The organism is Helicobacter sp. NHP19-003, from assembly GCF_019703305.1.
Lineage (GTDB): Bacteria > Campylobacterota > Campylobacteria > Campylobacterales > Helicobacteraceae > Helicobacter > Helicobacter gastrocanis.
In genome coordinates, this window is sequence record NZ_AP024814.1 from 60,791 (window position 1) to 82,763 (window position 21,973).

21 protein-coding genes, 1 tRNA gene and 1 pseudogene are annotated in these 21,973 nt (G+C 48.6%); 8 read left to right on the forward strand and 15 right to left on the reverse strand.

Annotated features, from left to right (window positions below):
• The 3 genes from K6J72_RS00300 to rseP are packed head-to-tail and all read left to right on the forward strand — an operon-like array spanning window position 1 to window position 2,190.
• A complete protein-coding gene (locus K6J72_RS00300; protein WP_221279582.1) occupies window positions 1–612 on the forward strand; it encodes a phosphatidylglycerophosphate synthase in 612 nt (203 codons plus the stop codon).
• Window positions 609–1,178 (forward strand): CDP-diacylglycerol--glycerol-3-phosphate 3-phosphatidyltransferase, encoded by a 570-nt coding sequence (pgsA, locus tag K6J72_RS00305; protein WP_221279584.1) that lies wholly within the window; start codon window positions 609–611, stop codon window positions 1,176–1,178. The genes K6J72_RS00300 and pgsA overlap by 4 nt, the downstream gene beginning before the upstream one ends.
• Complete coding sequence (gene rseP, locus K6J72_RS00310) at window positions 1,165–2,190, forward strand: RIP metalloprotease RseP (RefSeq protein ID WP_221279586.1); 1,026 nt, start codon at window positions 1,165–1,167, stop codon at window positions 2,188–2,190. The genes pgsA and rseP overlap by 14 nt, the downstream gene beginning before the upstream one ends.
• On the opposite strand, the gene K6J72_RS00315 is transcribed toward rseP, so the two are convergent.
• Both K6J72_RS00315 and K6J72_RS00320 read right to left on the reverse strand, forming a co-directional pair.
• Window positions 2,153–4,066: a motility associated factor glycosyltransferase family protein gene (locus tag K6J72_RS00315; RefSeq protein ID WP_221279588.1), complete on the reverse strand. Its 1,914-nt coding sequence runs from the start codon at window positions 4,064–4,066 to the stop codon at window positions 2,153–2,155. The genes rseP and K6J72_RS00315 overlap by 38 nt on opposite strands.
• A 5-nt stretch (window positions 4,067–4,071) precedes the next feature.
• Window positions 4,072–5,616, reverse strand: a complete 1,545-nt coding sequence (locus K6J72_RS00320) for a flagellin B (protein WP_221279590.1) — start codon at window positions 5,614–5,616, stop codon at window positions 4,072–4,074.
• Between the two features lie 142 nt (window positions 5,617–5,758).
• On the opposite strand from K6J72_RS00320, the gene topA reads away from it, so the two are divergent.
• From topA to K6J72_RS00340, 4 genes are read left to right on the forward strand one after another with little or no spacing between them, the layout of a single operon-like run.
• A complete protein-coding gene (topA, locus tag K6J72_RS00325; protein ID WP_221279592.1) occupies window positions 5,759–8,032 on the forward strand; it encodes a type I DNA topoisomerase in 2,274 nt (757 codons plus the stop codon).
• Entirely contained in the window at window positions 8,025–8,933 is a 909-nt protein-coding gene (locus tag K6J72_RS00330) for a radical SAM protein (protein ID WP_221279594.1), read from the forward strand. The genes topA and K6J72_RS00330 overlap by 8 nt, the downstream gene beginning before the upstream one ends.
• Window positions 8,934–8,979: 46 nt before the next feature.
• Complete coding sequence (locus tag K6J72_RS00335) at window positions 8,980–9,573, forward strand: nitrate reductase cytochrome c-type subunit (protein ID WP_221279596.1); 594 nt, start codon at window positions 8,980–8,982, stop codon at window positions 9,571–9,573.
• On the forward strand, window positions 9,573–10,004 hold the full coding sequence (locus K6J72_RS00340) for a U1 small nuclear ribonucleoprotein (protein WP_221279598.1): 432 nt from the start codon (window positions 9,573–9,575) through the stop codon (window positions 10,002–10,004). The genes K6J72_RS00335 and K6J72_RS00340 overlap by 1 nt, the downstream gene beginning before the upstream one ends.
• Before the next feature lie 279 nt (window positions 10,005–10,283).
• Here K6J72_RS00340 and K6J72_RS00345 read toward each other — a convergent pair whose 3' ends face one another.
• From K6J72_RS00345 to K6J72_RS00385, 9 genes are all read right to left on the reverse strand, one after another.
• Window positions 10,284–11,612, reverse strand: a complete 1,329-nt coding sequence (locus K6J72_RS00345; RefSeq protein ID WP_221279600.1) for a short-chain fatty acid transporter — start codon at window positions 11,610–11,612, stop codon at window positions 10,284–10,286.
• Window positions 11,613–11,900: 288 nt separating this feature from the next.
• Window positions 11,901–12,650 (reverse strand): glycosyltransferase family 2 protein, encoded by a 750-nt coding sequence (locus tag K6J72_RS00350; RefSeq protein ID WP_221280963.1) that lies wholly within the window; start codon window positions 12,648–12,650, stop codon window positions 11,901–11,903.
• A complete protein-coding gene (locus tag K6J72_RS00355) occupies window positions 12,646–13,443 on the reverse strand; it encodes a PIN domain-containing protein (RefSeq protein ID WP_221279602.1) in 798 nt (265 codons plus the stop codon). The genes K6J72_RS00350 and K6J72_RS00355 overlap by 5 nt, the downstream gene beginning before the upstream one ends.
• 111 nt (window positions 13,444–13,554) lie before the next feature.
• Window positions 13,555–14,577 (reverse strand): glycosyltransferase family 4 protein, encoded by a 1,023-nt coding sequence (locus K6J72_RS00360; protein WP_221279604.1) that lies wholly within the window; start codon window positions 14,575–14,577, stop codon window positions 13,555–13,557.
• A complete protein-coding gene (locus K6J72_RS00365; RefSeq protein ID WP_221279606.1) occupies window positions 14,571–15,791 on the reverse strand; it encodes a glycosyltransferase in 1,221 nt (406 codons plus the stop codon). The genes K6J72_RS00360 and K6J72_RS00365 overlap by 7 nt, the downstream gene beginning before the upstream one ends.
• Window positions 15,788–16,069: a polysaccharide deacetylase family protein gene (locus K6J72_RS00370; RefSeq protein WP_221279608.1), complete on the reverse strand. Its 282-nt coding sequence runs from the start codon at window positions 16,067–16,069 to the stop codon at window positions 15,788–15,790. Before K6J72_RS00370 ends, K6J72_RS00365 begins: the two co-directional genes overlap by 4 nt.
• Entirely contained in the window at window positions 16,063–16,569 is a 507-nt protein-coding gene (locus K6J72_RS00375; protein ID WP_221279611.1) for a polysaccharide deacetylase family protein, read from the reverse strand. Before K6J72_RS00375 ends, K6J72_RS00370 begins: the two co-directional genes overlap by 7 nt.
• Before the next feature lie 2 nt (window positions 16,570–16,571).
• Entirely contained in the window at window positions 16,572–17,063 is a 492-nt protein-coding gene (locus K6J72_RS00380; RefSeq protein WP_221279613.1) for a KdsC family phosphatase, read from the reverse strand.
• 411 nt (window positions 17,064–17,474) lie between these two features.
• A tRNA-Ser gene (locus K6J72_RS00385) sits at window positions 17,475–17,565 on the reverse strand.
• An 88-nt stretch (window positions 17,566–17,653) separates the two neighbouring features.
• Here K6J72_RS00385 and K6J72_RS00390 point away from each other — a divergent pair.
• The gene (locus K6J72_RS00390) at window positions 17,654–18,370 is read left to right on the forward strand and encodes a 5'-methylthioadenosine/adenosylhomocysteine nucleosidase (protein ID WP_221279615.1); all 717 of its coding nucleotides are present in this window, start codon (window positions 17,654–17,656) and stop codon (window positions 18,368–18,370) included.
• Between the two features lie 170 nt (window positions 18,371–18,540).
• Here the strand turns inward: K6J72_RS00390 and K6J72_RS00395 are convergent.
• From K6J72_RS00395 to K6J72_RS00405, 4 genes and pseudogenes are all read right to left on the reverse strand, one after another.
• Window positions 18,541–19,251, reverse strand: a pseudogene (locus tag K6J72_RS00395) (glycosyltransferase family 10 domain-containing protein); the annotation flags it as partial.
• A complete protein-coding gene (locus K6J72_RS08175; protein ID WP_260320595.1) occupies window positions 19,242–19,526 on the reverse strand; it encodes a hypothetical protein in 285 nt (94 codons plus the stop codon). The gene K6J72_RS08175 and the pseudogene K6J72_RS00395, both read right to left, overlap by 10 nt.
• Before the next feature lie 8 nt (window positions 19,527–19,534).
• Entirely contained in the window at window positions 19,535–20,953 is a 1,419-nt protein-coding gene (locus K6J72_RS00400) for a 4Fe-4S binding protein (RefSeq protein WP_260320596.1), read from the reverse strand.
• On the reverse strand, window positions 20,937–21,941 hold the full coding sequence (locus K6J72_RS00405) for a L,D-transpeptidase family protein (protein WP_221279618.1): 1,005 nt from the start codon (window positions 21,939–21,941) through the stop codon (window positions 20,937–20,939). Before K6J72_RS00405 ends, K6J72_RS00400 begins: the two co-directional genes overlap by 17 nt.
• Window positions 21,942–21,973: the final 32 nt, after the last annotated feature.

Sequence of the window (21,973 nt, forward strand, 5' to 3'; positions counted from 1 at the left end):
ATGACCATTTATCTCCACGAAAATGCTGAATTACAGGTGGCAAGAAAAGCCATTTTGTCCGCCCACGCTCTCTTAGTCTTGCTCTTGGGACTGACCGCCTTTGGGGCGGTTGTTCTCTTGCAAAAGAGCGCGATCCCCGATTTTAAAGCTCTAAACCCCAGTGCGGTGGGGCTTTATTTTCTCTTGTGGCTTGCCATGTTTGTTTGCCAAATTTTTGGCTACTACAAACTCGCCAAAGTGGGACGCAATCTTTTGATTTTCCGTTGTGTTGCCTTCCCCTACATTGCCGATGCCCTGCTCTCTTTGTTTCTCTTATTGGCCATGCCAAAGGCCAGCGTAGTCCAGCTTTTCAACTTTAAAATCGTAACATTTTTCCTTTACGCCTACTACTCTTATAAACTTTTTTATGAATTGAGCCGTGTTACTGAAGAGAAATTTTTTAGACAAGGGATTTTACTCTTGGGCTTTTGCCTAACCCTTTTGCTGTTTATTGTGGGAATCAGCCGGGGGGCTTTATTGCTCTTTAGTTTTTTGTTTTTGGTGGGGATGCTCGTGGGGTGGGGCATGATCTTTACGGGATTTTTTAGGCTCAAACAAATCAACACCCCATGAAATGGGCTAAACAAATCCCCAACACCTTAACGATTTTGCGCATTTTGCTCTCAGTGTGCTTGCTTTTTTTGATTTTGCACGCCAGCCAGTGGTTTAAAATCTCACCCACAGGGCTAAATTATGCCAGCGCGTGTTTGTTCGCTTTCGCCGGTTGCACGGACTTTTTGGACGGCTACATTGCCCGTAACTACCAATTTAAAACTCTCTTTGGCGAAATCTTTGATCCCCTTGCCGATAAAATTTTAATCCTCGCGGCTTTTTTAGGGCTTTTGGCACTCGGGCGGGTCAATGCGTGGGTGGTGTTTGTGATTTTAGGCAGAGAGTTTTTCATCGCGGGGCTTAGGGTGTCGGTGTCAAGCCATGGGCAGAGCATTCCCGTGAGCCAGTGGGGCAAGTACAAGACCTTTTTACAAATATGCGCCATCATCGTGTTGTTCTTAAACATCCACTTGGGCAGGGTGGTTGTGGGGGATTACTTAATGGCGGTGGCGGTGTTTGCGACCCTTTACTCGGGACTAGATTACACCCAAAAGTATTATAAAATGGTACAAAATGGGGATATTTGAAGCCCTTGTGGCTTTGGGCTTTGTGGTGCTGTTTCACGAACTCGGGCATTTTAGTGTGGCAAAGGCTTGCAAGATTAGGGTAGAAGTCTTTAGCCTTGGCTTTGGAACAAAACTCTTTAAAAAAACCTATGGCGGCACTGAATACGCTTTTTCTTTAATCCCGCTTGGAGGGTATGTGAGCCTACAACAAGAAGGCGATAGGGGGTATCTCTCTAAGCCCATTTGGCAAAAGAGTTTGGTCTTGCTAGGTGGTCCGCTCTTTAATTTTTTGCTTGCGCTCATTTTATGCGTCTTTTTAGCCCTCTTGCCTCAAGAACGGCTAGAGCCCATCGTGGGGCAAGTTCTACCCAACATGCCCGCCACAAATGCGCTTCAGGTGGGCGATCGCATTCTAGCCCTTAACCACACACCCATAAACAGCTTTGAAGACTTGCAAAAAGCGGTGAAAAACTCTAAGGGCTTGTCTGTGGTGCTGAGGCTACAAAGGGGGGATAAAACCCTAAGCCTCCCCCTGAAGCTTAAAAAAATACCCACTAAAGATGTGTTCAACCAACCCACTTCTATCAAAGTGCTCGGCATTAAACCACAGGACAAGACTTTTTATTTTCACTACACCCCCCTGCAAGCCCTAGAGCACGCCCTTGCACAATGCGCCCATTTAATTGCCCTTACTTATCAGGGACTTTTAAAGCTTGTGGAGGGCATTGTTCCCCTGTCTAATGTCAGCTCGGTGGTGGGGATTGTGGGCTTTTTAGCCAAACAAAGCGGGCTAGAAATGTGGTTACTTAGCGTGGGTTTTATCTCTATCAATCTAGGGATATTAAACCTACTACCCATCCCCCTGCTTGATGGCGGACAGCTTGTATTGCTGTGGGTGGAGAAGCTTAGCCGCTACACCTTTAAAGAATCCCAAATACGCCTACTCAATGCGCTAGGCTTTGCCTTTTTGGGCGCACTCTTGGGACTCGGGCTGTTTAACGACTTGGCGGCCATGTTTGCAAAGCCTGCTTAATCACCTCCATCACGCAGTCAATCCCCCCAGCCAAAGAGAAGAGCCAGTATTTGTGGGCGTAAATCCAATCTAGCTGTTTGGCTTGCAATTCTTCTTTTGTGGGTGTGGGCTTCACCACGATTTTGGCAATGTCTAATTCTTGGTGAAAAATATAGGATTGGATCGCATCGTTGAAGCAATAATTAAATTCAGGTTCGTCAAACAAGCTTTTAATGTCGTTGATTTTTTGACTCAAGTCCTCCAATTTCTCTAAATCCAAACTCTCTAATTCCCCTTTAGCGTTCAACTTTTCCACATGCTCTAAGAAGGGGGCGACTTCTAAAAACAGCTCTTCAATGCGTTCTTTGCACCGCTTGGAGTAGTCCAGCACATCTAGGCACATTTCGTGCGCCTCTTTTAAGTTCTTTGCGCTGACTTCGGGGCTTGGGGGGGTGAGTTTTAGGGGGGTTTTAACCACAAGTTTGCAATCAGAGCGCACCCGCTCGATCGCCTCTTTAAAGGGCAATTCCAGCGTGCCCTGTATGCGCGCCCCCCCTTCTGTGGCATTGATGACCTCCAGCTTGTAGGGGGTGTGGTAAATGTCCTTTTCAAAGAAATCTAAAAAGAGCTTCCATATCCTTGTGGTTTCCACGACCCCCCGCCCCCCATAAGCGGGTGTGAAGACCTTAGCCCCTGTTTCTTTAGGGGAAATCTCTTCAGCCCCATACAAAGCCCCATCGGCGTGGCTGTGTCCATTTGCCCCAAAGCTCAAATCCTGCCCGATGAAAATGCAACGCTCAAAACGGGCATGCACCACAAGCTCGTAAGCCATGTTTGCCGCGCTCATGCCAATGCCTAAATAGCCATACTCGTGCAAGCCAAACAAACTTGTGTAGCCAAAGGGGCGTAGGCTAAATTGCTTTGTGCCTTTGGTGATGGCTTGGTGTAATTTGGGGTGCACAATGGAAGTGATGGCAAAAATCACCCCTTCCTGCGCCTCCTTGGGGGTGTCGGTGTAAAACTTAGCAGTCGCCTCCACCCTCTCTAAGGAAAAGACCAAATCGGGCTTGATGCCTTCTTTAGCTAAAATGGGAAAAGACGCATCTATGCAAAAAAGTGTGGCGTAGGGGGCGATTTCTTTAAGTAGGGGAAGTTGTTTGTTTAAACTAGGCCCTGTGGAAATAATGATCGCCGTGTTGTGTGTGGCATTGCGCTGTTTTAGACTGCTTAGCAAGTTTAGCAAGGTCGGGCTTTTTAGCACGAAAGGCAAATTTTGCACATGGTGCTTGATGCCGATGATCGCATCCCTTGCGTCATTACCCACGCCGATGGCGGCGTTTTCTAGGGCTTTGGTGAAGTCCAAATGAATGCGCTGGATGTCCTCTAAATAGCGCTCGTAGTAGGGGTAGGTGATGTGCAGCTCAAAGACCTTAGCATACAAACACGCCTTTTTATCCATGTTGAGTAAAGACGCGAGCATTTGGTAAGAACACGCACTTTGCAAGAGAAAGATCAAGCGGTCGGTTTTGATCTCTTCGGCAAAGTCTAAGAGATTGAAGATGATGAATAAAATTTCAATCTCGGGCTCAATGATGACGATGCGTTTGATTTGTTCGTAAGCGAGCAAGAGTCGAAACAACACACCATTACCCGCCCCGTAAAAATACAAATAGGGAGTGTAAGCATAAGGGCTTAGGTCTTTAAATTTTTGTAGGTTTTCCTCTAGGGGTTTGTGGGCGAAAATCGGGGTGTTGGTGTCGGTGTCTATGATGTTGAAGTCATCTTGTTGCATGAAGACTTCATACTTGTGATTGCCCTGCACCCTTAAAAGGCGTGCGGCTAAAAGGGGGTCTTTTAGCTTAAGAACCTCTAGGTTGCGCTCATATAGCGATGGCATGCCCACTATTGCAAGAGTCGTAGGACATTTTGTTGCACTGCATTGGCCTGGGCCATCGCAAAACTGCCCGATTGTGCCAAGATGTTGTATTTGGAGAAGCTCGCACTCTCTTCGGCAAAGTCCACATCTCTAATTTGCGATTCGGCAGCCTTCACATTAACCTGTGTAACAGAGATGTTGTTGATGGTGGTCACCAGCTCCATTTGCACCGAACCTAAATCCGAGCGGATCTTATCTAATTGTGTGCGTGCGCTCTCGGCCATGTCCATCACCACCATCGCCCCACGCAAGCTCGTTACACCCGCCCCGATGCCCTTAAAGTTTAACTTGGCTTGGGCGGCATTGGCGTTGCCCCCGCTGGCACTCGCCACATTGGCATCAAAGACCCCCCGAATGGCGCGCAAATTCACGGTGTACTCGGCAATCCCCTGCGCAGAGTGTAGTCCGATGTGGCTGTAGTTGATCCCACTGATGGCAATGTCCCTAGCGTCTTGTTTGATCAAGGTCAAGCGTCCCACGATGGCGTGCGCATTGCCTGAAATGCCTACAAAATTCCCTCCCCCAAAAACATGGCCGGAAGCGCTGAGGGCATGTACAGAAATGGCGCGCCCATCTGTGGATTTTAAATTAATGCGCCCTGAAATGTCGATGTAGGCTTCTACACCCGTGCGCTCCCTTACAGAGTTTATGGCGTTGATGAGTCGCCCATCGCGGTCGTTTCTCTTTACATCATTAATATTGCCGATGAGCACTCCATTGATGGTGAGTCCTCTCACTGTGCCCGATTGTACTGCCACCCCCCCTGTACCTATCACTGTGGCCGTGGCGCGCACGCCTAGAGTGTTGGAGTTCTTGTTGATCACCTCAACCAATGCCCCAAGTCCCGTGCCTGCACTTGTTGAAATCTTAACCGATTCTAATTTAAAGTCATTCACACCATTGGCCTGTTTAAAGTTCAGGGTAACTTCTTGCAGGTTGTGCGCCCCCGCGCTCACCTCCATGCCATCGCGATCCATCCCTGAGGTTTCAAAGCGCACATGTCCGATTTTATCCGAGCCTGTGGGACCAATGGAGGCTTTGATCGTGGTGTTGGAATACGCCCCGATTTGGAACTCTTTGTTGGAGAAACTGCCTGCCAAGAGTTGTTGCCCGTTAAAGCTGGTCGTGTTGGCGATGTTGTCTAGCTCTTCTAAGAGTCGCAAAATGTCGCTTTGCAATGCTTTTCTTGTTTCTGTAGTTTGGCCATCTTGTGCGGCTTGTACGGCCTTGGTTTTCACCGTGTCTAGGATTTTGATCTGCTCGTCCATCGCCTTGTCGGCAGTTTGGACGATCCCGATCGCATCGTTTGCATTTTTGATGGCTTGTCCCAAACTTGCGCTTTGGCTGCGCAAACTATCGGCAATCGCCATCCCTGAAGCGTCATCCGCTGCTTTGTTGATGCGTAACCCAGAGCTCAACTTCTCTAAAGAGCTCGCCAAATCTCTGTTGTTACGCACCCCGATGGTGTGCGCGTTTAAAGCCGCGACATTAGTGTTGATCCGAAAACTCATCTTTGCATCCTTTGCTAATTGTTATGCCCACAACTAAGCAAGGGTTGTTCCACTTTTGAGAGTGCGGATTTTAAGCAATAAATCCCTTAAACATGTTCTATAATGCTAGGGATAGTTAGAAATTCCACATAAAGAGTTTTGCATGCAAAAAAAGCTCATCGTTGTAGAATCCCCCACCAAAGCCAAGACCATCGCTAACTTTCTGGACTCCAGCTACCAAGTCATCGCGTCCAAAGGGCATGTGCGGGATTTAAGTAAATACGCCATGGGGATCAGCATCCAAGAGGACAAATTCTACCCCAAGTACGCCGTGTGTAAAGACCACGAAGACATTGTCGCCCAAATTTTAAGCCTCGCCAAAAGTGCGGCGCAAATTTACATCGCCACCGATGAGGACAGAGAGGGCGAGGCGATCGGTTATCACATCGCCTACTTGATCAAAGAACAGAACAACAAAACAAAAAAATCCAGTGCCACCCAAGAGATCGCCGAGCTAGAGAGCCAAACTGACCACCCTACCGATAACCCCGTTTTCACCCTCCCGCGCATCGTGTTTCACGAGATCACCAAATCCGCTATTTTGCACGCCCTAGAGAACCCCAAAACCCTAGACATCTATAAAATCAACGCCCAATTAGCAAGGCGGCTTTTGGATCGCATCGTGGGTTTTAGTTTAAGTTCTCTCTTGGCGCATAAAATCTCAAGGGGCATGAGCGCAGGGCGGGTACAAAGTGCAGCACTTAAAATTGTGGTGGATCGGGAGCGCGAAATTAGGGCGTTTGAGCCCATCACTTACTACAACATTGAGGGTGATTTTGAAGGCATCCACGCCAGCCTAGACACCTACAAGGGCGCGAAGGTGAAAAACCAAAGCCTTAGAGATAAAGAAGAAGCCCTAAACATATGCGCCTTCCTTAAAGAGCAGAGCTACCGCGTGCAAGAAGTGGTACAGAAAAACAAGACTTCTCCAAGTCCACCTCCCTTCATGACCTCCACCTTGCAACAAAGTGCCTCTACAAATCTAGGCTATGGGCCCTCTAAAACGATGGGAATCGCCCAAAAACTCTACGAGGGCGTGGCGACCCCCGAGGGGGTGAGTGGGGTCATCACCTACATGCGCACAGACAGCCTAAACATCGCCAAAGAAGCCAAAGATGCGGCCAAAAACTACATCAAAGCCACTTATGGGGACAAGTATCTGCCCAAAACCTCCAAGGTCTACACTTCCAAAAACAAGGCTGCCCAAGAGGCGCACGAGGCGATCCGCCCCACGAATTTGAATTTCACCCCCCAAGTGGCTAAGGACTACTTAAAGCCCGAAGAGCATAAGCTCTACACTTTGATTTACCAACGCTTTTTAGCTTCGCAAATGGCGGATGCGCTCTTTGAGCAGCAAAGTGTGTGTGTGGGCTGTGCAGACGCAACTTTTAAAGCCAGCGGGCGTAAATTGGTCTTTGAGGGCTATTTAAAGGCGTTGCAAGAAAAAAGCGAGGACAAACTCTTGCCCCCCCTGCAGGTGCAACAGCCGTTAGCTTTAAGCCACATCAACGCCAAAGAATGCAGCACCGAGGCCCCCCCCCGTTACTCGGAGGCATCCTTAATCAAAACCCTAGAGAGTTTAGGCATCGGCAGGCCCAGCACCTATGCCCCCACCATCGCCCTTCTCATCAACCGCGACTATGTTGTGCTCGAGAAAAAGCAACTCGCCCCCACAGAGAGCGCCTTTGTGGTGGTGGGTATTTTAGAAAAGTACTTCACCAACATCGTAGACGCAGCTTTTAGTGCTAGTCTAGAGGACAAATTAGACGCGATCGCCAGCTCCAAAACTTCGTGGCAACAAATGCTGTTGGAGTTTTACACCCCCTTCATGCACCAAATCCAAGAGGGCAAGGAACAAATTGTCTCCCAAAAGGTGAGCGTGCCGACAGGGCAGTTTTGCCCACAATGCGGGGCCCAGCTTGTGGAACGCAAGAGTCGCTTTGGGGCGTTTGTGGCGTGCAGTGCGTACCCAAAGTGCAAGTTCATCCAAGTCCCCCAAGAAAGCACAGGAGAACACTCCCCTTGTGAGAAATGCGGCGCACCCATGGTGTTTAAAAGGGGGCGCTTTGGGCAGTTTTTAGCGTGTAGTGCTTATCCTAAATGCAAGAATATCCGCCAAGAAACCCCCAAACAAGAGGACACGCTCGTTAAATGCCCCGAATGTGGGGGGCAGATTGTGCAAAAAAGGGGTAAGAAGGGGGGGTTTTATGGCTGCAACAACTACCCCACTTGCCGCTTTTTAACCAGCTACCCGCCTGTTGACAAGCCCTGCCCTGAGTGTGGGTATCTCATGGTCCATAAAGCCTACAAGAAAAAGCCCAGTGTCAACACTTGTTTAAAGTGCAAGTTCAGCGAAGAAGTGGCGCAAGTTGTTTAATCCCATCTTTGGCCCACTCAAGTCCCGCCGCTTTGGGTGGTCCTTAGGCATTGATGTATCGGGGCAAACCAAGCAGTGCAATTTTGATTGTTTGTATTGCGAACTTGCCGCCAAAAAACCTCTAGAGCGCATGCAAGACACCATGCCCCCTACTTTCATTTTAAACGCCCTAAAAGCCGCCCTAGACAATCTCAACACCCCCTTAAGCGTTTGCACCACCACCGCCAATGGCGAGCCGACTTTATACCCGCATTTAAAAGAGCTGATTGTGGGTATGCAGGGCTTGATCCCTCAAGGGGTGCAGACCTTGATTTTAAGCAATGGCTCAAGGCTAGGCATTCTAGAGGTACAAGAGGCGTTGATGCACTATGACATTGTGAAGTTTTCTTTAGATGCCATTTGGCCAAAGGTTTTTAGCCGTGTGGATCGCCCGCATAAGGGCTTGTCTATAGGGCAGATTTTAAAGGGGATTTTGGACTTCGCTCCGAAGTATCAAGGCTTTTTGGTGGCGGAGGTGCTCTTGGTGGCGGGGGTGAATGACAACCCCGCGCACATCAAGGACCTAGCGGATTTTTTAAGGCAAGTGCCCCATTTAGGACGCATAGACCTAAGCACAATCGATCGTCCCCCCGCACACAGAGCCAAGCCCCTAGAGCTTGCCAAGTTGCAGGAATTGACTGCCCATTTTCAAGGTTTGCCCCTCAGTTTGCCACAACGGGTGTTGGAGCAAGCCCAAATCCCCAGCAGTAAAGAAGCGTTTTTGGAGTTATTGAGATGCCGCCCTTTGAGCGTGGAAGAGGCGCGTTGTTATTTGGGCGCAGGCCAACTGCAAGAGTTGCAAGAGGTGGGGGCTTTGCAAACCAAGCAGGTGGGGCAAATGCATTTTTATTACCACTCCTAAGGTTACCTTATGTATGGTATAATCTCAAGAAATTTAAGGATGCTTCATGAAAATACGCGCCTTGTTAGTGGCGGTGGCTCTCGTTGGTGGGCTTTACGCTTTAGAACACACTAACCACAAACCCAAAGAGGAAACCAAGGAGGCTCTGCTTAGCGACACGCAAATCGGGCTGAGAAAAGCCCCTCTAGAGAATGAACACGCGCTAGAGTTGCAAGATTACAGCTTCCATAAAAACCCTCCCGGCGAGAGCCAACGCTTTGAGCGCGCCTATGAGAACGCCCCGCCCATGATCCCGCACGACACCACAGGACTGCTCCCCATCACCAAGGACAATAACCAGTGTCTAGGTTGCCACATGCCCGATGTCGCCCCCACGGTGGGCGCGACTCCCGTGCCCGCTTCACACTTATACGACTTTAGGCACAACCGCCCCACGCCCAACAACAGCGTGAGCGATGCCCGCTTTAACTGCACCCAGTGCCACGCCCCCCAAGCCAATGCCGCCCCGTTGGTGAAAAACAACTTCAGACCCGTGTTTAGCAATAAAAAGCTGGAGTTTCGCTCGGATTTTATGGATGTGGTGGATGTGGGGGTGAAGGATTTAACCAAGACCAACAAGACGAAGACCAATTCTAAATAATGACTGCCGTCAAGACCTTTCAGTGCCTAAGCATGGTTGCCTTTTTTGGAGGCTGTTGGGTGGGCGTACCTAAAGATGTGGATGCCAAACTCCCCGACATAGACACCTTAAACGAATGTGGCGAGATGAAAAATGAATGTGTGGGCAATAAAAATGGCGACATTGCCAAAGAGTCTAAGCCCGTGCATTATGGTGCTTTCCACGACATCTTTTTAGCGGGAGTCAAACTTGCGCATGGTGGAAAGTTTGCCCTGTCTGCCCTGCCCCCCACAGGTGCGGGCTACATCCCCTACAACCCGATGATGTACCCATCTTTCATGGGCATGTCCCCCTATGGCTATCCTATGGGCATGTATCCTATGGGCATGTATCCTATGGGCATGTATCCTATGATGGGGGGCATGCCCATGATGTATGGACCTTGGTGGTGAAATCATCGATCGAATACAGCTAGCCACGATAGAAATGTTTCAATATAGGGCTTTGGGTGCAGGGCCGATTGTGGGTTCGTGCTGATGTCCGGTGGGAGTGTAGAATCTTTTTACACTTAGGGGTAGAGGACACCCCAGCCAACAGAGCCAAAACACATGCCAAAGAAGAGTACATCTTGTGCCCAAGATGGGCAACAAGAACACAGCCCAGTGCGTGCAAGCCTACCTAAAAAGTTGCGCGATTCTTGCACAAACAAACTTGAATCCAGCCCATGCGTTCTATGCTAAAAAGTATAGACAACCCATGCTCACCGCCCCCGCATACGCAAATCCTACCAACAAATAACCAATGATACTGCGCGCATCTAGGCCTACAATTCCAAGCAAGGGCAAGGCAAAAAAAGGCTGGATCATATTCGTCCAGGCATCTCCCCACGCAATGGCCATGCTTGTAACAGCCGGATTAACCCCCAAGGCCACCCCACTGGGGATTAAAACCGGGCCTTGCACAGCAAACTGTCCGCCTCCACTGGGAATAAAAATGTTAAGTACCCCTGCACTCAAATAGCTCAAGAGGGCAAAATTGTCTTTAGAGGCAATGTGGGAAAACAAATTAGCCAGCGTGGTTGCAAAACTAATCCCATCTGCATTCTTAAGACCCATTACCCCAATAATTCCCGCATAGAGAGGAAAGAGCAAAACAATGCCTGTAGTGCTTTTAAGGTCCTGTTCCATAGTCTTAAAATATTTTTGCGGACTTCTGTGGGCCAACAATCCCAGAAATAAAAATATTAAAATCAAGGTATTTAGATTGAGGGTGAACCCTTTGTAAATAAAAGTAATGGCAAGATAAATTATCCCCAAAAAGCCTAAGAAAGAGCCCAAGATTTGGCTGTTATCTAGGCGGTTAGCAAAGCAATCTAAAGAGGATGTGGGCGACGGATCTTCTTTCAACACACTAGAATCAATGGTGGTTGGATTTTTAGGATGCAAAAGCATATTGATCAGAGGCAACCCCGCGAGCAATAAACCCACCATGCTTAAATTAAGGGGCGTAAAGAGGGTGTGGCTTAGAGGAATGGGGGTGGTGATCACCCCGCCACTTAGCTTACCTAAGTCCCCATCATTAGTGGCGATTTTTAGTGGAATGCTCCCAGATAGTCCGCCATGCCAAATCAAAAATCCCGAATAGGCACTAGCCACAAGTAAGGGGTAATCCACTCCCTTAACTTGACGCGCCAAGACTTTGGATAAAACCGCCCCTACCACTAACCCAAAACCCCAACTAAGCCAACAACAAATGAGGGATATAAAGGTGATGGTCCAAACTGCCATTTTTGGGGTCTTAACCCTAGAGGCTAGGGTGTTAAAAAATTGTTTCACCCCATTGGATTGGGCAAGCGCAATGCCAGTGGCTAGCAATAAGAGCATCTGCATGGAGAATTTGAGCAATAAAAATAAACTCTCCCCCCACTTGCCTAAAATAGATGCCACCCCTAAACCTGTAGTTACAACGGCCCCTACTATTGCAATAGCCGTCAATAAAATCGCAAAGATAAAGGGAGAAGGAAAGTAATTTTGCAATAACACGACCAGCCATCTAATCATCAAATACCCCTTTTCATTGTTTAAGTTCAAAAATTAAAAACCAAGTGGGGGTAGAATTTGCTTAAAAAGAAGACTTGGACCACATTTTTGTCTTGCAGAAGTTGAAAATAGTAGCATCTAGTTTTAAGTCCGCATAACTACCATCAGGACACGCTTGTCAAAACAGGGGGATTTCAGCAAACCTCGCCAACGCCTACAAAGTCCTGAAAGATGAAAAAGAACGATGCGCACCACAAGCACCTTTTAGACCAGCAAAAAGTGAGAGGGCAGCGGCTTTCAAAGGTGTTTTTAAATCCCTAAACGGCTTTTTAACACCCCCCAAATTTTATACGGATACCTCAAAAGCATGGTGGCCATGTTGGCTTTAATTCCATTTTCCCTGCATGCCCTTAAGTTTTCCTTGTTGGCTTGCCACAGACTCTTTAGCCCCTGCGTGCTCACCCCCCCCACGCCCATTTGCACCCACACGCAAGGCACATACACCGCCCTTAAGCCCGCCACAACCAAAGTCCTTAGCAAGAACTCATAATCGGCGGCGATTTTATAATCTATTTTATAGCCCCCAAAGCGGGTATAAATTTCCCTACGCACAAAAAGGGTCGGGTGTGCCGGGACTTTGCCGTAAAAAAACCCCTTTTTGCTGAAATGCCCGCTCACATAGTGGCGCACGATCTTAGAGCCTTTGACATACACCAAATCCGCATACACCATGTCCGCTTGTGGGTGCGCTTGAAACGCCTCGCGCACTTGCGCCAGCACGCTAGAATCTGCGTAACAATCATCGCTATTGAGTATCCCTACGATCTCGCCCTTAGACAAGGCGATGCCCTTGTTCATCGCATCGTAAAGCCCCTTGTCTGGACCGCTAGAGACTTGCAAATGGGGGTAGGCTTTTAAAAGCTCTAGGGTGTTGTCCGTGCTCCCCCCGTCTATGATTAAATGCTCCATTGGGGGCGTGCTTTGCATGGCGACAGACTCAACGCTCTTTTCTATCGTTTTTGCCCCGTTTAAAACGGGGGTGATGAGGGAGATATTAATAATCCCCCCCCTTTAGACTCTCAAAGGGGTTATTTAGGGGGGTGTAGGGCTTGTGGGCTTTGGCTTTGGGTTGGGGGATGGTTTCTAAAACTTGCGCCACGCTTAGTGTCCGCACCCCATCGCATGCCCCTTTTAGCTCATCGGGGAAGGGGGGAAACTTCTCCATGCGCCCAATGAAGGCCTTAAAGACATGCTGGCCTCTGGCAAACTCTAGGGCGGGCACAAAATCGCTATCACGACTAAAGAGCAAAATGTGCCCGTGTTGGTTGGTTTGGTAAAAATTATCCACCAAATGCGCCATGTCCAGCCCTAAGAGCAAATCCACCTGTTTTTGGCGCACAAACATTTGCTTACGCACGCTCTCTATTTTAATTTTATCCACCTCTTCAATGCGAGGTACATACTCAAAGAGGATTTTTGCCCTGCCCACCCGCACTTCTTTGGGCATGTCCGTAAATAGTGTCAAATTGCGGTTAAACTCTTGCACATTGTTGGACCTGCGTATCTTGCTCTCGTAGTCTTTAGGGTAATCGTGCTTATAGGCTTCGATTTGCGCCTTCAGCTCATCTCTAGCTCTTGCGGCCGCCTCCACAAAGGGCTCGGACACATAAATATACATGCGATAAAGCACCTCATCGGGACGGACAAAGGCTTTAAAAAACGCCATGAGCTGGTACATATTGTTGTAGTTGAAACGGGGGGGTTTAAAATCGGGGCAAAACTTTTGCAAATACTCAAAATCCCCACGCAAACACTCCCAATCCACAAACACAATCAATTTTGTTTGTTCCATAAAAGGCATGGTTTCTCCTAATATTCAAAACATAGACCTAAACTCCAAAACTCTACCATTAATCATTTCATAGGGGCCTCATGGTAACCTCCTAAATTAGGATTAGCAACATCACAAATACGCCCCCACTTGGGCGTTGTCTTTGGCTTTTAAATCCCAGCCCAAAGCCCCCTTTGAAAGTGTGGGGTAAGTGCTTTCCATGCCCTCTAAAAGCCCCTTTAAAGCCCCTTGATCTGTGGACTCAAACACAAAGCCATTCACCCCATTTTCTACAAGTACTTGCGCCCCACACGCCCTACTCACCAAGACGACCAAACCCACCGCCAAAGCCTCCTCCACCACCAAGCCCCAAGTTTCTGCTGTACTTGGCAAGATCAGTGCATCGTGGGCACATAAAAGGGCGTTCAACTGCGTGTTGGGCACCGCCCCTAAAAAAGACACATTGGCACTAGCCATTTGTTTTAACCGAGATTCTAGCTCCCCCGTGCCCACAAGGCTTAAACTCAAATGGGGCAATTCTTTAAAAACTTCTAATAAAAACTCTAAATTTTTCACCGCCGTTAAGCGGGCGATGCAAATGAACTTCTTGGCGTAGGGGCGGGGCTCTCGTTGTCGCTTAGGGGGGTTGATGATCCCCACCCCGTGCATGGTTTTCACCACCCCCTTAAAGCCCAGAGCCTCTACAAGTTTGGCGTGCAAATCCCCACACACAAAGGCTTTAAAAATCCGCTTTAAAAACAACCTTTTTAAGAGCGCCTTTAGGCCCCTTGTTTGGCTCTCTATAATGCTAGACTCCACCACTAGGGCATTTTTAGACTTAGGGCTTAGCGTCCACCCCGCCCAAAACTCCACACAATCCCACCCCCCTAGCAATAAGCATCGATAGGGGTGTTGTTTTAAGATTTTCAAGAGTTTGAGCGCATTGGCAAGAGTGTGGCGCTCTTGCAACGCCCCGCAAAAGAGCACTTCATGGCCAAACTTGGCATTCTCTAGGGCGTTAAAATCTTTGGCGCGCACCTCCTTAGTGTCCTTAGCCAAAAACACCACGAAAATTTTTAAGTGTGTGGCTAGGGCATTGTAAAGATTGACCTTGTAAAAAACGGGCAGGGGGGTTACAATGAGATAATCTAGCACGCCCCCCCCTTCAAACTCTCATACAGCGCGATCATCTGCTCTGCCACCTTGTGCTCGCTAAAATGCTCGAGCACGAACGCCCGCGCCTTTGCACTTAAATCTGCGTTATTTTCTAACACCCACTCTAACCCTTCCCTCAAGTTGGTGGTGTCAAAAGATGGGGCGATGTAGCCGTTTTCTCGATGTTGGATTAAATCCGCAAAACCCCCCACTTTAAACGCCAACACAGGCGTGCCGCAAGAGAGGCTTTCTAGGGCCATATTGCTCAAGTTTTCTTGGCGGCTGGGCACAATGAGCGCATCTAGGGCGTTGTAAAACGCCACGAGGCTTGCCGTGTCGTGCAGTGCACCTAAATGGTGGGTTTTAAAGGGCAAATGCGAGGATTTAGTCCTCCCCACCACGACCAACTCCATGTCTAGGGTGCAGGGGCGCAGGGCTTGCAAGAGCAGGTCGTAACCCTTGATGGGGTCGTTGGTGTCAAGGGCCCCAAAGCCCACAAGCTTTTTAGAAGTGTTTAAGCCCAGTAATTGCCGACAAGAGACTTTGTCTAGGGGTTGGTAGCTGTCTGTGTCTATGGGGTTGGGGATGTTGTGATGGGGCTTGTCTTTCAACAGTGCGCTTTGTTTGGATAAATGGCAAATCCACGAACTCACCCCCACAATATTAAGATTAGGGGTTTTGGCATACGCGCGTTGTTTCATCTTAAAACCCCAAGTGGCCAAATCGCGCTCAAAGGGGCTATTTAAAATACAAGAGTGCTTATAGGTGTGCTCGCTCTTATCGGGGTAGTTGTGATCGCCTCCCGTAAAAGCCCACATGTCGTGCAAACTCCACACAAGGGGGGCTTTGATTTTCGCCAAATCCCTTAAAGCCAGGGCCCCCCGCCCGATCCAGTGCAAATGCACGATGTCGGGCTTGAGCTCTTTAATGGTGCTTAAGGGCAGACTAAAGGGCAAGTAGCCCAGATTAAACACCCCTTTTTTGCGCTTGGGATAAAGCAAAATCGGGGCTTTGTCTAAGTAGGGGCGCACGAACGCCCACGCTTTGGCTAGCCCGCTCTCAGGGCTTAAAATATGTGGCTCTAATCCCACCCCCCGCCTATCTTGCACCCATATATAGCTTTCTACCCCTTCTTTTAAAAGTGCGCTGTGTAAACGCAGAGCTGCCCTAGCCGCCCCCCCCGTGAGCGTGGCGTTGATGTGTAAGACCTTCACAGCCTCGCCACCCTGTGCTCACGGATGCGCCAAATGCCATGCAAGGGCATGTTTTGGGTGAGCATGATGCGGGGCAAGCAAGCCAAAGAATCCTTATGGGCATTAAAGAGCGTGCCCCGTCTTGTTGTAACGGCACTCCTTAAGCCCAATGCTTTAATGGCTTCAACTTCTCTTAGACCAGCGTCCCCCACGCGCCCAAAGGGGTAGGCAAAGTGCTTGACCTCAACGCCTAAGAGTTCCTTTAAAAGTGCATTGCCCGTTTTGATTTCCTCTAGCACTCTCTCTCTCTCTCTCTTAATTTAGCAAGCCTTGGATGGGTCTTTGTGTGCCCACCGATCGTGCATAGAGGTTCTTTAGCTAGGGCTTTGGCTTGATCTAGGTTTAGCATGCCTGGCTTGTTTATGTAATCGGCGGTGATGTAGACCGTGAAGGGGGCGTTGTGGGCTTTAAAAACGGGCATGGCATTGGTGTAAGTGGAGGCAAAGCCATCGTCTAAGGTGAAATGCGCGATGTTTTTAAAGGGCTTGTTTTGTTCTAATAAAGCGCAAATCTCGTCTAAATCCACAAAGGCATAGCCCACTTGTTTAAGGTGGGTTAAAAAGCGATCTAAAAAGGGCACGCTTGGGTTGCGGTAGGGGTCTGGGGTTTTGGGGGTGTCTTGCAAAATGTCGTGCAACATGAAAATCACCCCCTGCCCCTTATAATAGCTCTTGGCTAGGGGGTTGTTAGACAAAAACATGGCCAAAGATTTTAGACTTTCCTTTAAGGTTTGGCGCATGCCTAACTCTTTAGCTCTCTAGGGTTGCCCAGCCACAGATCAATGAGCGCGCGCACGCCCCCCTCGCCCCCATTTTTAGGCGACACAGCAATGCCGGGTAAAGCCTTCAAGTGGGCGTGGGCATTGGCCACGCAGCCCTTAAAGCCCACACACTCTAGCACGGGCAAGTCGTTGAGGTCATCGCCCACATAAGCCACATTTTCTAAACCGATGTGCTCTTTGGTGCAGATCTCTTTCACAGCTTCTAGTTTGCCTTGAGGTCTGCACCCTTGATACAAGTAGTCGATTTTAAGCCTCTTGGCGCGGTGCTCGACTATGGGCGTAACCTCGCCCGTTAAAATGCCCGTTTTGATCCCCGCCTCTTTTAAGAGCTCAAAACCGATTCCATCGGCCACGCTGAACTTTTTGAATTGTTGCCCACTTTCTAAACAATACATCCCCCCATCCGTCAAAGTACCATCGCAATCGCACAAAAAAACCCGAATGCCAGCCATCATTGTCCTTATTTTTATTTGGATTAAGGACCCATTTTAGCACAGCTTGGGGTACAATCCCCCATTTTTTAAGCATAAGCTCAAGGTTTGAGCTCCCAAATTTTCCAGACAAAAAGATACCCCCATTCATGGGCATTCAGTGTTTCTAAAAGAGTTTGGCACTTTCCCCACAACCCTCTAAACTCCCAGCGCTCTATTTGGGGCGGCCCGTGCCCTCCACCGCTTGGGTGCATTAGGGTGTCTTGCAAATTTTGGGGTTTGGTTTGCACTGATGGTTCTCTAGTGCACTGGAGCAGACTTAAACGGAACAAGAGCACAGATTCTCAACACCCACTAAGCGCACTTAAAAAGCGCAAACCAAGTAGCCACCACGAATAAGAAAGGAAGAAACGGACTCAAGAAAGGGTAAGGTGGCGGACAGGGAGGGATTCGAACCCTCGGTAACCTTGCAGCTACGCATCCTTAGCAGGGATGTGGTTTCAGCCAACTCACCCACCTGTCCATAAGCACAAAAGTTAATGTTAATCCAAAACAACTAAAGCCTAGCTTAATGTGTTAAAATAAACAAATTCTAAACAAAGGACATAAAAATGCTGAATTTAACCACAATCGGGGTCATGGGCGCGATGGCTGAAGAGATCGCCCCCCTTTTAGCAAAATTCTCCCACCACACCAGCGAGCACATCGGCAACAACACCTACCACCACCTAAAACTACAAAACTTAAACATTGTCCTTGCCTACAGCAAAATAGGCAAGGTGCATGCCGCCACCACCGCCAGCACTTTGATTTTGCACCACAAAGTCCAAGCCATCCTCTTTAGCGGCGTGGCTGGTGGCCTTGCGCCCAATTTAGCCATCAACGACCTGCTTTTAGCCACGAAATTATGCCAAGCCGACATTGACCTCACCCCCTTTAACCACCCTTTAGGCTTTATCCCTGAAAGCAGCGTGTTTGTAGAAAGCGACCCAAAGTTAAACGCCCTTGCCAAAAGCGTGGCGCAAAAACTCAACCTCCCTTTAAAAGAGGGCATCATCGCCACTTGCGACCAATTCGTGAGCGACCCCGTGCGCAAACAATCCTTCGTGCAGCACTTCGGGGCAAGTGTCGTGGAGATGGAGGGGGCAAGTTTGGGCTTTGTGTGCCGCGATTTTAACATCCCCTTTTGTGTGCTAAGAAGTGTGAGCGACACAGCCGATGGCACCGCCCCCACAGACTTTGACGCTTTCTTACACCAAAGTGCCCAGATCAGCGCAGATTTTGTCTATACGATGTTGCAAGAATTGGCTACCAGCAAAAGCCTTTAGCGGTGTTGTTGCGTGTGGATTTAATGTTTATTTGGGGGGCGTTTAAACGCCCTTTTGGTTTTGCCCAAAAGCTTTTTTAAAGCCATGGCGAGGTGTTGGCGACCCGAATATGCATGAATAGAGTCCCCCTCTCTTAAAGCGTAAATGGGATTCATCAAGTTATTTTGCTCGTGATAAAGTTGTGGGCACTCTATAGCGTTTTGCAAAAACTCTAAAATCTTGGCAAAGCTCAAATCTTGGTGAAATCTAGGCTTGCCATTATAAGTGTTTAAAGGGTGGGCATAGAGCATGTCTAAATAGGCGTTGTCATGGGTGTCTAAATAGCGGATAAAATCCAGAGCTTCTTTAAAGTCTTTAAAATCGTGGACATTGACAAAGCTTTTGGGGTTGAAATCCTTAGCCACTTTGGGGTTGCCCCAATAAATCGGGATGGTGTGGGCAAAGTAGGCATCGACTATTTTTTCTGTGGTGTAACCCAAACCTAAAGAGTTTTCAAAACACAGATTAAACTTATACCCACTGATGAACTCGTGCTTGTTTTGCACCAAAGACCCAATCGTGTTAAACACCCCCCCCCCCGGCTTATAAGCGTTGAGCTCTTTGTAAAAAGCGTTTCTTGCAGGGGCGTTGGGGTTAGAGGCGACAAAGCTGGCAAATCCTCGTTTAAGGGGGTCGCTCTGCTCTCTAGCAAGGCTGTCTATTTGGGGGTGCGTGGTGTTGAAGGTGGGGTTGGTGGTTAATTGAGAAAACCAATGCAGGGCTTGGTAATAAAGGGGTAGGCGCAAATAGCGATCGCCAAATTCTAAGTCGTCAAAACCCATGCCAAAATCGTAGACATTAAAATCGATGCGTTCGTTCTCGCCTGTGTAGCCTATACGCTTTTGGGGGAGTCCAAAATGGGGGAATTTAACATGCCAGCCAATCTAAGAGAACTGCCAAAGACCACAGCGCAAGGGTCTTTAGGGTTGGTGGATAGAGTGGTGTCGTGTTGTGTGGCCAAAATGCCGTAAAAGAGCCACGCTTGAAAATGTGCTAGGTTTTCCAAAGCATTTTTACTAGTCCAAAAAGCAACCCCGATGGTGAGAGGCTTTTTAGTGGGTGGGGGTGGGGGCAAGTGGCTAGACTCAATGAAGGCATCTAAAAGCTGGGCAAACACAAGTAGCCTTAGCGCAAAATGGCAGAAATGTCCACGATGTCCTCAAGCATGACCTTCACCTTGCAATCGGCACACACATACAAACTAGCGATTCGGCGTGTATCGCCTTGAAAACGCGCTTCCATGAACTTGGCGATTTTTAACACGCTTTTAGTGGTCCCCATCGCCTTGCCACACATACGGCAGGCAAAAAGGTTGTCTTGCGCCATGACCTGTGGCGTGAAGTAGCTAGGGTGTAAGTGGATGCCATCCCTTTCTAATTCTAGGCACTTTTCAGGGCAGGTCGGCACACAATACCCGCAAGTGGTGCATAAGGACGGGTTAAAGAGCAGGCGGTAGTCGTTGCCATCGATGCTTAAAGCGTTCGTGTTGCACGCCCCCACGCACGCCAAACAAAGGGTGCAACTCTCAAAGATTTTAATGTGCCCATAGCGGATAAAATCCCCACAAGGCACTTGTCCAAAACCGCCCTCGCCCACCATATGCGCGAGGCGTTTAGCAAAGAGATCGCGCTTGGTGTGTGTGGGCGTTGTGGGGGGGCTAAAGCGGGTGTGCTCTAGAATTTGAGCGTGCTCTAGGCAGGTTTTGAGTTCATCGGGGCTAAAGGCGCACAACACCGCCTTTTTCTGATAGATTTTTTCATAAATGCCATTGAGTAGGGTAATGCTCTCTAGTGTGCCTACGCCCAACTCTTTGGCGTAAAGCACCACTTGCGCCCCACTCTCTTGCAAGAGTGTGAGTAAATAGGTTTGCTCTAAGATGTTGGCATTGAGGCTTAAGGGCAACACCTCTTTTTTAAGGGGGATGGTGGGCAGGTCTGTGTTTTTGTCTAAGAGTAGAGGGATGTAGCCTTGATAGAGTTTAGCAATGGCTTGCATGCACTCTAGACTCAAGGCGTTGTAGTGCAAGCTCCCACTTGGGCACACGGCAATGCACCTGCCACAATCGATGCAATCTTGTTGGTTGATTTCTAAATGGCGGTTGTCTATGCACTCTAGCCCCTTAGATTTGGCAATCTCGGGGTCTAGTTTGGTGATGGCAAGCGTGGGGCAGACTTCCGTGCATTTGCCACAACATTCCACCCGCCGCTGATGGTATTGGCAAATGGTGGAATTGTAGGTGAAGACTTCTAAAACAGATTGTGTCGCCTCCTGTTGCGTAGGGGCGAAGTCAAATTGCAAACCATGCGCTTCGTAAATGAGTGAGAGGCTTGCGGCTAACTCTAGGGGGCTTTGGGTGCTGTTTGCGATGAGAAAATTGATTTCGGGCGCAACCCTCTTAGCCCCCTTTAAGGCTACATTACTCACCACACAATCAGCTGGCGCGGGAGTGTCTTGCACCACGATGTGCTCGTGGGGAGCGACTAAAGGGTGCTTGGGGTCTTTGACATAGACAAATTCCAGCAAGGGGTTATTTTTCCACCACAATTTGCATTTTTTGCCCCTTCAAGCGCACATAGAGCTCTTTGAGTCCGTGTGAGCTGTAAGTGAGCTTTTTGTGTTTATAGGCTTCATAGTCTTGGTTAAAAGCAATGCGGAAAAGTTTATCCCCGCTGTTGGTGGGATAAGGGGTGATGTTCACACCCGAAAAGCGGATGACTTTATCCTCATTTTTGGCAAAGATTTTTGTCTTAAACTTCTCAAACTTTTTAATGTCCATGCCACTTACATGCCTGAAATCGGGGGCGTAAAACTCTAAATAGGACACCAAGTTATTTCTCGCCCAAGCTGAGCGCCATGCGTAAAGACTGCCCAAAAGAGTGGCTAGCTCTGCCTTGCTCGCTTGGGGCAGGTTGTTTTCATAAACGATCAAAATAGACTTTTTGCCCCGCACGATTTTGTCGTAATTTTGTAAAGCCATGTTGTCGATGGCGATGCAACCCTTGGTGTTGTTGCCCCGTTTGCCATCTAAGGGCATGCCATGGATCCATATCCCATGCCCCGTGCGTTTTAAGACCACATCTAGGGGGTTGGGGTAGTTGGTAACAAGAGCGAGCGGGCCATAGTAGGTGCTCGGAGAGGCGATTTTCTTCACAATTTGGTACACCCCTATGGGTGTGGCCTTGTCCCCCTCACTCACTTTCACCCCGATTTTAGAGCCCACAAGGGCTTTTGTAGAGTCCACCTTAGTGATTTTCTCCCCGCCCATTTGGTAGAGCTCTAATTTAGGGTTGGCCTTGTTGATCAAAAATAAATAATTTAAATCCTCATAGTAACCATAGGTCGTGTCCTTGGTTTCTAATAAATCCTCCCAAAATTCCCTTTGGCTTAAATAAGATTGCAAGAGCTTTTCAATGGACTCGATGCCTTTTTCGTGATAGGCTTTGACAAAGCCCATTAAAGTGTCCGCTTGCGCCGTAACTGCCAACGCCATCGCCAAAAAAACAGAGTGCAAAAACGCCTTTTGTTTCAACATAACTAACCCCTAATCAAAAAATGACAATAAGA

What these genes read in the sequence shown, in the direction of transcription:
- K6J72_RS00375 (WP_221279611.1), bottom strand. Translation starts at nt 16,569, where the DNA reads ATGCGCCAAACCTTAAAGGAAAGTCTAAAATCTTTGGCCATGTTTTTG.
- K6J72_RS00340 (WP_221279598.1), top strand. Translation starts at nt 9,573, where the DNA reads ATGACTGCCGTCAAGACCTTTCAGTGCCTAAGCATGGTTGCCTTTTTT.
- K6J72_RS00390 (WP_221279615.1), top strand. Translation starts at nt 17,654, where the DNA reads ATGCTGAATTTAACCACAATCGGGGTCATGGGCGCGATGGCTGAAGAG.
- K6J72_RS00405 (WP_221279618.1), bottom strand. Translation starts at nt 21,941, where the DNA reads ATGTTGAAACAAAAGGCGTTTTTGCACTCTGTTTTTTTGGCGATGGCG.
- pgsA (WP_221279584.1), top strand. Translation starts at nt 609, where the DNA reads ATGAAATGGGCTAAACAAATCCCCAACACCTTAACGATTTTGCGCATT.
- K6J72_RS00320 (WP_221279590.1), bottom strand. Translation starts at nt 5,616, where the DNA reads ATGAGTTTTCGGATCAACACTAATGTCGCGGCTTTAAACGCGCACACC.
- K6J72_RS00345 (WP_221279600.1), bottom strand. Translation starts at nt 11,612, where the DNA reads ATGATTAGATGGCTGGTCGTGTTATTGCAAAATTACTTTCCTTCTCCC.
- K6J72_RS00355 (WP_221279602.1), bottom strand. Translation starts at nt 13,443, where the DNA reads ATGGAACAAACAAAATTGATTGTGTTTGTGGATTGGGAGTGTTTGCGT.
- K6J72_RS00300 (WP_221279582.1), top strand. Translation starts at nt 1, where the DNA reads ATGACCATTTATCTCCACGAAAATGCTGAATTACAGGTGGCAAGAAAA.
- K6J72_RS00315 (WP_221279588.1), bottom strand. Translation starts at nt 4,066, where the DNA reads ATGCCATCGCTATATGAGCGCAACCTAGAGGTTCTTAAGCTAAAAGAC.
- topA (WP_221279592.1), top strand. Translation starts at nt 5,759, where the DNA reads ATGCAAAAAAAGCTCATCGTTGTAGAATCCCCCACCAAAGCCAAGACC.
- rseP (WP_221279586.1), top strand. Translation starts at nt 1,165, where the DNA reads ATGGGGATATTTGAAGCCCTTGTGGCTTTGGGCTTTGTGGTGCTGTTT.
- K6J72_RS00335 (WP_221279596.1), top strand. Translation starts at nt 8,980, where the DNA reads ATGAAAATACGCGCCTTGTTAGTGGCGGTGGCTCTCGTTGGTGGGCTT.
- K6J72_RS00380 (WP_221279613.1), bottom strand. Translation starts at nt 17,063, where the DNA reads ATGGCTGGCATTCGGGTTTTTTTGTGCGATTGCGATGGTACTTTGACG.